This window comes from Mucilaginibacter lappiensis, from assembly GCF_900155965.1.
GTDB classification, from domain to species: domain Bacteria; phylum Bacteroidota; class Bacteroidia; order Sphingobacteriales; family Sphingobacteriaceae; genus Mucilaginibacter; species Mucilaginibacter lappiensis.
In genome coordinates, this window is record NZ_FTMG01000003.1 from 508,489 (window position 1) to 521,888 (window position 13,400).

At 41.3% G+C, this 13,400-nt stretch carries 5 protein-coding genes; all 5 read right to left on the reverse strand.

The genetic code is table 11. From position 1 onward, the window contains the following. Nucleotides 1-93 precede the first annotated feature (93 nt). Nucleotides 94-1,578, reverse strand: coding sequence for a cellulase family glycosylhydrolase (locus BW976_RS09420; RefSeq protein WP_221283294.1), 1,485 nt, complete (start codon nt 1,576-1,578; stop codon nt 94-96). A gap of 52 nt (nt 1,579-1,630) precedes the next feature. Then, nucleotides 1,631-3,142, reverse strand: a complete 1,512-nt coding sequence (locus BW976_RS09425; RefSeq protein ID WP_139332259.1) for a glycan-binding surface protein — start codon at nt 3,140-3,142, stop codon at nt 1,631-1,633. 24 nt (nt 3,143-3,166) lie between these two features. Continuing rightward, nucleotides 3,167-4,756: a RagB/SusD family nutrient uptake outer membrane protein gene (locus BW976_RS09430; protein WP_076372724.1), complete on the reverse strand. Its 1,590-nt coding sequence runs from the start codon at nt 4,754-4,756 to the stop codon at nt 3,167-3,169. A 31-nt stretch (nt 4,757-4,787) separates the two neighbouring features. Beyond that, entirely contained in the window at nt 4,788-7,979 is a 3,192-nt protein-coding gene (locus BW976_RS09435; protein ID WP_076372725.1) for a SusC/RagA family TonB-linked outer membrane protein, read from the reverse strand. 554 nt (nt 7,980-8,533) lie between these two features. After that, on the reverse strand, nt 8,534-12,718 hold the full coding sequence (locus tag BW976_RS09440) for a hybrid sensor histidine kinase/response regulator transcription factor (RefSeq protein WP_076372726.1): 4,185 nt from the start codon (nt 12,716-12,718) through the stop codon (nt 8,534-8,536). Nucleotides 12,719-13,400 lie beyond the last annotated feature (682 nt).

The window sequence follows — 13,400 nt, forward strand, 5'->3', positions numbered from 1 at the left end:
CACAATCAATACCAATCACATACGTCAAGCAGAAAGCGGTACTGTCTAACCCGTTCACAGTACCGCAGTTCCAGTAATGCTTTTAATCCAACATTAATTTTTATATCCAGCTACGAGGGCATTAAACATTCGCTGGTCCTTTACCACATTATTAGCCCTGTCTAACATTTGCCCTACCTCCCAAAAAAATGGCAGCATACCATTCGTTTTAGCCGTTTTGGTCACATATTTTGTCCAGTAATCCACAGACCTGTTGTGCATCAACGTATCCTTAGGCATAGGCTTGTTGGGGTCAGTTCTCCTCGCGGTTGAATATTCACCCAGCACCACAGGGATACCTTTGTCAACAAAATTCTGTTTTATCCCTTGGAACTCAGTGGTGATCTGACTCTCGTCTGTTCCAGGGGGGGCATTGCGGTCTGGCTCTATAGTAGAAAGATTCCCAGCCCCCCAGTAGTAAACCATCTTGCCCCAGCTTGCATCTGCATCCATTAGAGTAAATTGAAAAGGCGTATAGTCGTGCACCTCGAGTATCAACTTGTTAGGTACCGGGTCGTGAGGCATAGTAGTCATCAAACTAGCAGTTTTTGTAGGATCAGCGTGAGGCCCCTGCACAACCAGCACCCGGTAACTGTTCCTGCCTCCTGTAGAGCGAACTGCTTTGATGAATGTTTCGTGATAACCATTGAGTATGGTCATCTGCTCGGCATTATCAGCCTTAGGTTCATTCGTGCCGGCAAATATAAGGTGCTCATCAAAATCACGCATGGTTGTAGCAATCTGCTCCCAGATCGCCTTTTGCATTGCATTAACGGAATCTTTCTTTAACGCATTGACATTATCTTCCAGCCAGCCAAGATCCGCGTGAGCATTTATTATCACATACACATCATTAGCCACACAATATCCAACCACTTGTTTCACCCGCGCAAGCCATGCAGGATCAATTGTTGCCTTTTTCCGATCGCTTAAATGAGTCCAAACCCAATTTAAGGGAATCCGTACAGCATTGAAACCTAATTTTTTTACAAATTTCACCTGCGCGTCGGTAATTTTACCAGACACCCAATCACCATCGTTTGGCGAGTCCATGGTATTGCCCAAATTTAGGCCCATTCCCGTTCCCATTTTTGCAGCCAGTTGCACGGCATTACTGGTCATTCCAGTCATGTCTGGCGCTATGGGCGATGTATTATAACCGGGGTATAAGGAGGGGGCCTGGGTAACCGTCACCCTTCTTGCCTGGCCGTTGGAACAATCTATATATAAAACACCAGAGCGGCTTGCCCCAGTAGCATTTTGCGATAATGTTGTTAAATGAATAACAGTGCTGCCGCTTTTGCCTGATGTTGTGTTTAATTGCAACCACGAATAAACAGGATTGCTGATACTCCAGTCTGCATTAGATGTAACGGATATATCCTGGGTACTTCCATCTGCCGTAAAGGCTATGGCGGATGCATTAACTGTTAATTGCGGGTCGGGATTATTAGCTTTTTTACAGGAGAGTAAAGATATAACTGTAATAAGAGATATCAATATTTTAAAAGAATGCTTAATCTTCATTTTTTTCTTCATTTTTTAATTAGTTAAAAAGCCCCACGGCGATATGCTGCCGCGGGGCTTTAGCTTATTTAATTTTTACAACTCTCAAGTTATCAAAAGCGCCATAAAAGCCGGTTGCTGTAGCGAAACCGCCATAGTTATGTAACCATATATAGCACGTACCATTTCCTGAACTATCCAGGATATCTGAAAATTTTGTCATTGGAACACCTTTGCCATCGCCCAGATCAAGATCTGTTTTACGGAACTCCGTAAAAGGAACCGTCAGTGTCATCCAACCTTTTGTAGTATACGCTACCGTAGTAGTCCCGGATTTTTTCCATGGTTCCCAACGATAAATAAATGTGTTATTACCGTTAACTTCAATATTAAGTGCTCCTCCATTCCATGCTTTCGGAATACTTATTTCAAATTTTAATGCATAGTTCTGAATAGAATCGCCCAAATTAGCTTGTGGTATCCATTGCTCCTTATCAAAGGCAAGTTGATAATCAGGCGGCCAACCATTACCATAACCTTCTCCCGGCTGCAAAATATTGGTTTTTAGCACAGCAAAGTTTGAAGTATTTCCTGGAAAATCAGGATTGTATGGCAGCCACGATTGAGCATTAGCAGGGTTGCCAGTAACCTGGCTTCCCCCATCCCAGCCTATCATACCCCACTTATCATTTTCCATATTGGCAATTATACCATGCACAAGATCGTGCACATTGTACACCGTAGTACCCGTGCCAAACTCTGTAGTAACAGATACCGGCCCGCTTTGCGTTAGCGTTGGCAAAACGAAGCCAACATAACTCCCATCTTTTGATGAACTATAAGAAGTAACTGGTGTACCGGCAAAAGTTAGCTTTTGAATATTTTTAAGATAGCTACCATAAATATAAACCGAATCACCCGGGTTGGCATTTTCATTGGAAATACCTGCTATGACCGGGGTCGCAATTAGTTTAAAATTCACCGCACCGATTTTGGTGGTTACCAATACCCGATCATTGTTCGTTGCAGCCGGCATCAAAAATCCGATAGAAGTCCCGTTAGTGTCTAATTTAAACGAGGGGATTGCGGTACCCCTATATGAAAAGCTTCGAACGAAAAACAGATTTGCACCATAAACATAAACAGAATCACCCGGGTTGGCATATATATTGGAAATTGTCCAAACTGCAGGTGCCGCCGGACCTAATTTAAAAGAAAACGTTGTTGATCCGGCTGTTGTAACATATTTCACTGTATACAGTTTGGCAGTATCAATTTTTGCATACTGTATGTTAGGTATTTGCACAACAGCACTGCCGGGGGCAAATAAAGCACCATTAAAAGGGGCGGAAACTCCGTCAAAATAAATTTGTGTTGCATTTTGCAAATTTTGCCCGGTTATTACTATCCATTGGCCCATTGCTACGGCGCTGTGTAAAACCGTGTCATTTGGTGAGGCTACATAACTTTTAATAGACGTAATAACCGGAGGAGCACTGCTGCCAACATCTGCATTCTTTTTACAAGCTGGCAGTAAGGCCACTATCATACAGAGAAGTGACAAAAAATACAAGCTTAAGTATGATTTCTTTTTCATAACAATATATTTTTAATATTTTAATTAATAATAGGGTACCGGCGGCTGCGCCAATTTAGGGTCAGTGGTCAACTCTGATGATGGAATTGGCAACGTAAATGAAGCGATAGTTGCCGGAAGCGTAACTGGCGGAGCAATAGTATCCCTTTTAGCTATCTTCGTTTTAGGATCATAAGTAAACGAAATCCGACCGTGAGTGGCATCCTGGTCATTAAGAAACTTCACCGCGTTAGTAGGATCGTAATAAGAATACCTAACCAGGTCTATCCAATATTGTCCTTCAAAAGCAAGTTCAACCCTTCTTTCCGTGCGCAGTAAAGCCGGGGTTATTGCAGTCACAATATCCACGCCGGCCCTTGCCCGCACAGCATTGAAATACTTTAGAGCATCACCATTGCTTGTAGTACCATCGTTACCCAAAATAGCTTCGGCATATACCAAATACACATCGGCCAATCTAAGAATTGCATTATGTTCGGGAGATGACCAAGAATCCATTGTGGGCAAGTTGTTATCTTTTTCGGTGCCAACAATGTGTTTTTTCAGGCCTGTATTTTTTGCCGTATAACCACCACCGGCTTGATTCAATTCGGGATAAAAATCTCCGGTAAGCACAATAGTGGCTTTACGCCTTACCGTATCCTTAGCCGAATACATCCGGTATAAATCGTAACTTGGCGCTATGCCCTCCCATCCTCCTTGTTGTTGAGGAGTAACGATATTATCTGGCGCAAAATATTGTTGCAGGGCATTGCCAATACCATAACCCACACCTCCGGCCCACTGGAGCGCGAACAATGATTCAGGGCTATCGTTGTTTTGCACCTTGAAAAGATCATAATAGCTGGGAAACAAATTTAGCCCGCTATTTTTACACACATTGCCCGCATATTTTTTGGCACTGTCCAGCAAGGCCTGGTCGCGGCTGCCACTTTTGCCTAAACCTGCCATCGTTAAATATACTTTGCCCAGCATTCCCTGCGCCGACCAGGTAGTTACCCGACCTTTTTCATCTGTTTTGGGAAGATATTGCACTGCGTAAGTCAGGTCTTTAGTAACAAATTTATACACATCCGAAACAATGTTGCGAGGAAGCAGCGGATCTTTTATCAGTTTGCTGTTATCTTCAACAATGGGCACAGCCCCCCAATACACCGCCAGGTGATAATAAGCAACGGCACGAATAAATTTTGTCTCAGCTATGGCAGCATTTTTGTCTGCCGACGAAATGGACGGATCAGCCTGGGTCTGTATGGCGTTGATAACGCCATTACATTGCGCTATAACATTGTACAAGCCAACCCAACCATTTGTCACAAGGCCATTTTGGGCGGTAATAGTGCGTGTAAAAAGCTGTATCAAATCGCCATTATAAGGAAAGCTGGCGGAACCGGCCAATACGTCGCCAAGTGGTATGTAGCCCTGTGTGTTCCATTGAAACCACTCTGAACCGGCGTACAGGCTTGCCGTAGCCAGCCGTAATTCGGAAGTGGTTTTGTAAAAAGTATTAGCACTGATCTGCGAGTTGGACGGACGGTCCAAAAAACTCTTTTTACATCCTGCTATTGCAGCAACACATAGCAGGATGGTGATAATCTTGTTAATTGATTTCATAAACAAATATTTTTAATCGGTGATCGTTTTATTATTTCAAGGTTATGTTTGCACCAAAAGTAAATACCCTTGGCAGCGGATAATTACCGACGTCCCAACCTGCCTGGAGCGGGTTCCACGAACCTATCTCAGGATCCATGCCTTTATATTTTGTAATTATAAATAAGTTGGATACATTGGCATATACCCTAACAGACCGCACAGATATTTTGGATAAAAGGCTTTCTGGTATCCGATAACCTAAGGTGATATTTTTGCATCGCAGGAATGAACCATCCTCAATCATTAAACTATTAGGTCGGTTATTGGTATTGGTATTATCATTTCTCAGTCCTACAACCGTTGTATTGGGGTTGGTAACATATACATTGTTAACATCGGTTGCAGAGCCCTTAGGATCTACCAGGGCCAATTTCGCATAATTCAACATCGATGTGAAAAAAGTGGCCTGACCTCTCGGATCGGTTTCCTGTATGGCTATTTGATTGAATACCTTGTTGCCATAACTGCCGCTGAAGAAAATATTCAGGTCAAAATTTTTGTAGTTAAATGTATTATTGATACCATACTGGAATTTCGGGATCGGGGAGCCCAAAAAGGTTTGATCTTTTGAGTCGATAACACCGTCGCCGTTCAAATCCTTGAACATACGGTCGCCGTACCAGATCCCCCCACCTGCCGAAGAAATTGGATAAGGGTTACCATTAGCGTCGGTAGGCCGGGCATGGTTTTGAAAATCACTTGGCTTTGAAAATATCCCATCAAATACATAGCCGTAAAATTCGCCAATGGGCTGGCCCACTACTGTTTTTTCGATGATATCATTAATTGTATACGATTTTTGGCTTAAGTTGGCCTGGTCTCCACCTGCACCTAAACTGGTCACTTTGTTGTTATTCCGCGATATGGTAAAAGTAGATTTCCAACTGAAATTTTTAGAAATAATATTGGTAGAATTGATTTGGAAATCAACCCCTTTGTTGCTTAGCGAGCCGACGTTGGCATAAGGCGCTTGCATAGCCCCCGGCCCCCAACCCGCTACGGTACCAGAGTATTCCGGAAGCGGCACCTGTAATAAAAGGCCGTTTGTTTCGCGATCATAAACATCTAATGAAAAACCTAACCGCCCATTCCAGAATGATCCGTCGATCCCGGCATTGTAATAATCAGTTTTTTCCCACTTCACATCTGGATTTGCCAAATTGTTTTGAAACTGCGCTGTACCTGACAAGCTGTTAGGCACCGATGTAAGTTGGGTTACAAAAGTATTGCCCGGTATGCCTTGATTATTAGTTAGCCCATAACCAAGCCTCAGTTTCAACTCATTTATAGATTTTACGCCTTTTAAAAACGCCTCGTTATTAATTTTCCAGGCAAATCCACCCGAATAGGTAGTAACCCAACGATGATCTGACGGAAAATTTGAAGAACCATCGTTCCTTACATTGCCGGTGAGCAGGTATCTGTCATCCCATGAAAAATTGATACGGCCGAACCAGGATTCCTGTGCATTGCCGCCAGTGGGGGTTGATTGTGAATTATCGCCCGAGTTTGTGGCCGTAGTAGCATCTCCGCCATTAATGGCCTGCACATTGTCTGAAGCAAAATTCCTTCGTGCGCCGTAAAGATATTCAAAAGTTCTCTCCTGCGATTCATGCCCCGCTAAGGCATCAACATGAAGCTTTTTGAAATTATGGTTATAAGTTAAAAAATTGCGTATTGCTATATAAAAATTTTGGCCGGCATTTGAGGAACCGAAATTACGGCTGATACTACCTTTGCCAAAACTATAAGTTGGTGAATACCTATTTTCCGTATTAAAATCGAAATTACCGGATAGTTCATTTCGCAGCGTCAGGTCTTTAGTAAACTGTATTTCGGCGTACAGATTGCCGAATATCTGATCGTTCTTTCTTTGGTCTTTTACAATTTGGGCTAATGCCACCGGGTTGGCAATAGGTGCTACCCAACCAGCGGGGTCGGTAACGCCGCCATAGGAACCATCAGGGTTTTTTACCGGAACATCAGGGGAAATGCTTAGCGCGGTGGCAATTACATTACCAGAGGTTGTATTTACACTTTCATTAACATGCGCCAATTGAAGGCTGGTCCCTATTTTTAGCCAATTAGTGGTTTTGTTATCTAAATTCAGCCTTACCGAGTATCTTTTAAAATCAGATCCAAGGGCTATCCCTTCCTGGTCAAAATACGAGGTTGATAGTAAATATTGGGTTCTGGCATCCCCGCCGCTTATTGTAATCGTGTGATTCATCATCGGAGCCTTCCTGAATAATTCTTTTTGCCAGTCGGTACCGGAGCCCAGGTATTGAGGGTTGGCAAATTGGGGCCTGGTATCAAAGCCCCAGACAATGCCCCGGGCATTAATGATAGTAGCAAACTGCTGCAAATTCACCACAGGCAACCGCTTTAGTATTTCCTGGTAACCGGTATAGAAATCATAAGTTATCTGCGGCGCCCCGGCTTTCCCCCTTTTTGTAGTGATAACAACTACGCCATTGGTTGCCTGCGAACCGTATATGGCTGTTGCCGAAGCATCTTTCAATACATCTATCGATTCAATTTCGGCAGGATTGATAGCATTTAATGGATTAGAACCACTACCGGGATCACTCACTGGTGGAATAATGACACCATCTATGACGTACAATGGCGAATTTGAGCCGCTTATTGAAGACACGCCACGTATCTGGATAGATACGCCGCCACCGGGCTGGCCCGATACCTGTTGAACCACTACACCTGCAACTTTACCCTGCAGGGCCTGGTCAAACGTGGTTGGTTGGGTTTTGTTCAATTCTTTACCCGATATGGAACTTATGGAGCCAGTAATATCTTTTCTTGCTCGCTTAGCAAAGCCAACAACAACAACCTCGTCTAAGTTGCTGGATGTTGATTTGAGGGTGACATTAATTGCGCCAGCTTGCTTAACAGTTATTTCCTGTGGCGAATAGCCTAAAAAGTTAAAAACGAGCACCTTGCCAGGTTCAGCCGCTATGGAATAACTACCGTCAATACTGGATATAGACCCGAGGCCCGTCCCTTTAATTTTAATGCTTGCTCCGGGTATTGGCACACCATCGTCGGAGCTTATTATTTTGCCCGTAATATTTACGGTTTGTGCATGGGCAGAAAAATAAAGAAACATGCCTGTGATAAATAATGAAATCTGGTATTTCATTCTTCTTTGTAAATTTTTATCCATCTTTTAAAAGGATTTTAAGGTTTGATAATTGGTTCATTGGTTTGGTTAGTTATTAATTGGTTTTTCTCTCATTCATAATTTATTTTGTTATCATATCTTTTTAGATAGCCCGATACCCAAAAACAACCTTTGGAAAATACTTACTGTTAGTTTCTTCACATGAAACGACTGCCCGAACAATCAGTTAAAAAACTTCAGTTGCAGTCAGACACATGTTTATTAATTCAAAAAAGTTAGCTGTTGGTCCAATTGGTTATTGGTGGAACATTGTTTAAAAGCAACATCTTTAAACACATTACTTTGAACTTATATTCTGGGGAATGAAACTATGATTGTTAAAAAGAAAGGAATACCGAATTTGATAATGAATACAGCCCAAAATGTTAACCACTTTACAACAATCTCAAAATCAGTATTTTAAACTATTAAAAATCACCCCACTTTCATGATTCTTTTATTTTTTCGCAAAATTTTGACTTCAGTGACAACAATCGGGACTAATTGGCTGTCATAACGCGGACAAGAAGGGGTTGGCAATAATTGGTTAAATTTGATTAACTGTTCTTTTCTTCCAGTTTCTGTTGACGAATTGAACTGACATAGGTGGAGGGAGGGATGTTATACTCATCCTTAAATGCTTTTGTAAAATATTTGGGCGAATTAAAGCCAACTTCATAGCCAATCTGACTGATCGTCATTTGGCTGGTTTCAAGCAAATACACGGCTTTTTTAAGTCTTATAGAACGGATAAAGTCAACAGGCGACTTCCCCGTAAGCATTAAAACTTTTTTATAAAGCGATACCCGGCTCATATTCATCTTGCGGCTTAATTCTTTTACCGAAAGGCTTTCGTTTATTATATTGGATTCTATATATTCAACAATACACCTTAACAGTTTTTCATCTTCATTTTGTAAAGGAGTTTCCTGCAATTGCACATCTATCTGCTTTTTGTACGTGCGTTTATAGGTGTCCCGAAGGGTTAAGATATTTTTGATTTTTGAAATCAATATTTCAAAATTAAATGGTTTTGTCATGTAATCATTCGCGCCAATTTCCAGGCCCTTTATCTGGTCTTCGTCACCCGTTAACGCGGTTAACAGTACAACGGGAATGTGCGAGGTACGTTTGTCATTCTTTAGTTTTTTGCACAATTCAATTCCTGTCATTTCAGGCATGCTGATATCACTTACAATAATATCCGGGTGTTGCGATAACGCCTTTTGCCAGCCTTCCCTCCCGTTCGAAGCTTCGATTAAAAAAAATACATCTTTTAAATTGTCTTTCAGGTAAAAGCGAAAGTCATCGTTATCCTCCACTAAAAGAACTACCTGCCTTTTATTTGATAGCGGATGTTTGACGATAGTTTTATCCACATTATTAGTAATTTCGTTTGCGCTATCGTAATCAATATCATCGTCTGATGGCAGTTTCATATCCCGATCATTATAGATAACAAACGGCAGTTTAATGATAAAACAACTGCCGTGATCAGGCTCACTCTCAACCGTTATTTCTCCCCCATGCATCTTCACAAACTCATGCGTAATTGCAAGGCCGATGCCACTGCCCTGGTTAATCATCGACTCCGGAATATCGTGTTGAAAAAAACGTTCGAAAATTTTATCTTGTTTTTCATGCGGAATACCAATACCGGTATCAATCACCTTAATTTCAAGTGGGGTGTCTCCAGTTTCGCTATCTGCATTAAGCAAAACGCTTACCTGGCCGCCAGGCAGTGTAAATTTAAAGGCATTTGATAACAGGTTAAACAATATCCTTTCTATCTTATCATGGTCAAAATCAGTAAACAGCGAATCAATCGTTGTATCAAAAATAAAATTAATCTCTTTTTGTACAGCGATATCAGTAAATGAAAGGTATATCTCGTTGATGAACTTCACAATATCTCCCGGCTGGCTATGTAGTTTCAACTCCTGAACTTCCATCTTCCTAAAATCAAGCAACTGGTTTACCATGTTCAACAATCGTCTGGCGTTTTTTCCAATCATGCCCAACTGTTGTTTCTGTTCCTGATCAGCGCGGATAAGCATTTTTTCGACCGGTGCCATGATCAGCGAAATCGGTGTCCTGAACTCGTGACTTACGTTGGTCAAAAATTTAGTTTTCAGTTGATCAAGATCTTGCATTCGCTTAATCTCCTGCCGCTCCTGTTCAATTATCAATTTTGCTTCCTGTTTCTCTTTCTCTGCTATGAATTGTCTTCTTATTTTTTGTATTCCGCGCCGGCGTATAAAAAAGAGAGTCCCGGTTATCAGCAACAGGTAAATAACATAAGCTAAAGTAGATTTCCAGAACGGGGGCAATACTTTAATTTTTAATTTTATATAGCTGGGTTTCCATTTTCCCTCCTGGCCAATAGCCCGTACCTTAAAAGTATAATAGCCTCCGTCAAGGTTAGTATAGGTAGCTTTCCGGGTAGCATTATTTGCAGTAAGCCACCCTTTATCAAAACCTTCCATCATATACTGATGCGTTATTTTATTGGGGTTAAAGAAATTTATGGCGGCAAATTCAATGGTGAACACATTTTCGCTGTGGTTCAGCGTTATTTCCTGTGTGGCCGAAATTGCTTTAGATAATACGACATGGCCGTCAACTTCTTCATTGGCTGCTATACTTTTGTTGAATAGCTGAAAATCGGTAAAAATTAATTTAGGCTCATCTATATTCGGATGTATACTCTGTGAGTCGAAAATATTGAAGCCGTGCGAGCCACCAAATACCAATTCCCCTTTACTGGTTTTTAAAGCTGCATTTACAGTGAACTCTCTACCCTGCAGGCCATCTGTTTCATCAAAGCTTTCAAATTGAAACTTATAGGCGCCATTACCTGGTGTCAATGTTATCCGGCCCAGCCCTTTTGATGTACTTAGCCACATGGCCCCCCTGTTATCTTCCAATACATTCAAAACCTGGTTGTCGGGCAACCCGTCCTTTTTAGTCAGCGAGATAAATCGGTTGGTTTCAGGGTTTAATATGCTCAGTCCGTCTCTTGTTGCTATCCACATCAGGCCGCGGCTGTCCTGCGTGATATTATGGATGTCATCATTGATCAAACTGTTAGGGTCGCTTTTCTTTTTACTATAATGTATAACGCGACGTCCATTTTTTAATATTTTATCTATCCCCAAATATCCTCCTACCCAGAGATTACCTTTGGTGTCTTCAAAGAGTGCGGATACATATCGAGACCTGATATCCGTTTGCTTAAAGGGAGGCGAAAATATTTTTTTGTCTCTGTCAAATATTTGCAAACCTGCCGCAAAAGTACCTATCCATAACCGGTTTGATGAATCTTCCAGAATATTCCACACCCGGTCATCAGCAATGCTCGTGGGCACCTTGTCATTATGTTTGTAGTGAATAAATTTTCTTCCGTCAAAATGATCCAGCCCCCCAAAATAGGTACCTATCCATAGTTGCTGATCATGGTCGATACATAAGCTTACAATAATATCACTGCTGAGGCTGTTCGGGTTTCCCGGATCGTGTTTATGCTGGGTAAACTTGCCTGTTTTGCGATCAAAATAAATTAAACCGCCTCCATTGGTCCCAATCCATAAATTACCGTTTTTATCCTCAGCGAATTGATTAACATCTTCAAAACTAAGACTCCGGGGATCTGAGGCGAAGTGCCTGTACAGCGGGAACCTGATAATATTTTTATGATAATAACTTACCCCCTCTCTAAGCGTACGGACCCACATAATGCCTTTGTTGTCTTTGTAAAGCGCAACAGTGTTCTGTCCTAACGATTTTGCGTCATCTTCCCTGTTCAGTAGATAAGTAATTTTTCCACTTTTTTTATCCAATAAGTTTATTCCGCCATGATCAGTGGAGATCCACATAAGACCGTCGTCGGCCTGAATAATGTCAGTGATGTTGTTCGATGTAAGCGGTGTTTCTGACGATTCTTTTGTGATGTACCGAAACCGTCCTGTACGGCGGCTGTAATAATAGATGCCGGAATCCATATTGGGGTTAAACACCCAGAGATCGCCTTCGCTATCGATAGTTATCGAGTAGTCTCTACCCCTGTTATTGGCAGCTTTTTTAAAAATATCAGTATGGTACGTAATTGCATTACGTTTTACATCAAATAGCTCTACTACGCCGTCGTCATAAGCTAGCCATAAATTGCCGCTTGCGGCCTGCACCATGTCTGTAACAGAACTTGAATATAATGATGGGTTGGAATTATGGTGATGATAATAACGCGTGGCAGTTTTTTTTAGTTCATTATATCTGTAAAGGCCTGAATCGGGACACAAAAACCAGAAGTCGCCTTTCGCGTTGTGAAGTATCTTGGAAACAAACGGATACCCCGGAAGTTTGCAAGCATAGAGCACTGACGATACATCATTGTTAAACTGCTCCGTTTCGGGGTCATAAAAGGAATATCCAGCTGGGGTTATTATCCATAATTTTTTGTCGGGCCCTTCGCAAATATTAGTTATGTAATCATCATTAACGGAGTTTTTATTATTTACATCGTGCTTAAATACTTTAAAAGTATAACCATCATAACGGTTGAGACCCGAAGCCGTGCCGAACCACATGAAGCCTTTGGGATCTTTAAATATGCAATTAACCTTGTTGTGAGATAACCCGTTGCTTATATTGAGCCGTGAAAACTGGTACTGGCTGTTTTGCGCAAAATTGTTCGTGTAAGCAAAAAACAACACTGAAACGACAATATAAAGTTTTACACGCATTAAAATTTAGTTGAGATCTTCGAAATCAGGAGCCTGGCCCTTGGCAAGCCGGTACACCTAGATAGCATAAAAGTAAGATAAATTCGTAATTAAAGAGATAAAAGTGGCAATTCCTTATCTAATCACCAGAAGATAAATAACCGGCCTCTGAAGCAAACGAGTTGCCGATGCTATGGTACGGGCCATGCCTGAACTTACAGTAAAATAAAGCTTGTTACAGGTTGTCGTTTAGGAGGCTATCCGTATCATCCGGTTAAAAAAAGCAGCGACACGCCCTTAGTCACAGTTTTGAAATGATTAACATTTATTTCCGAAACCATTTTTATCAATTTATTTCAAATAAGGTGGCTGTTTATATAAAACCTTATAGATTCCATGTTTTTTTGACAAATTAACATTTAGTACCCTATTTTCTAACTTTTATCTCCCATCATTAAATTATCGCTTCTGTAGTTTTACTACTCAATTAATAAACCTGGTACTAATCCAACTATCGCTAACTAAAACATGCCCGTTGTTCCAACGGCTGTATTATGATGACTTTAATTGCATTGCTTTCATTAATTGTCCTTCTGCATCGAAAAACAAGATTTAACCAATTAAATAAATAAACCGAGTCAGGCCCGTTTTATCCTATCGAAAAATGATACTAATGTTAAACTCCGCCTTATGCGGAATGGCT

What these genes read in the sequence shown, in the direction of transcription:
- BW976_RS09420 (WP_221283294.1), bottom strand. Translation starts at nt 1,578, where the DNA reads ATGAAGAAAAAAATGAAGATTAAGCATTCTTTTAAAATATTGATATCT.
- BW976_RS09425 (WP_139332259.1), bottom strand. Translation starts at nt 3,142, where the DNA reads ATGAAAAAGAAATCATACTTAAGCTTGTATTTTTTGTCACTTCTCTGT.
- BW976_RS09430 (WP_076372724.1), bottom strand. Translation starts at nt 4,756, where the DNA reads ATGAAATCAATTAACAAGATTATCACCATCCTGCTATGTGTTGCTGCA.
- BW976_RS09435 (WP_076372725.1), bottom strand. Translation starts at nt 7,979, where the DNA reads ATGGATAAAAATTTACAAAGAAGAATGAAATACCAGATTTCATTATTT.
- BW976_RS09440 (WP_076372726.1), bottom strand. Translation starts at nt 12,718, where the DNA reads ATGCGTGTAAAACTTTATATTGTCGTTTCAGTGTTGTTTTTTGCTTAC.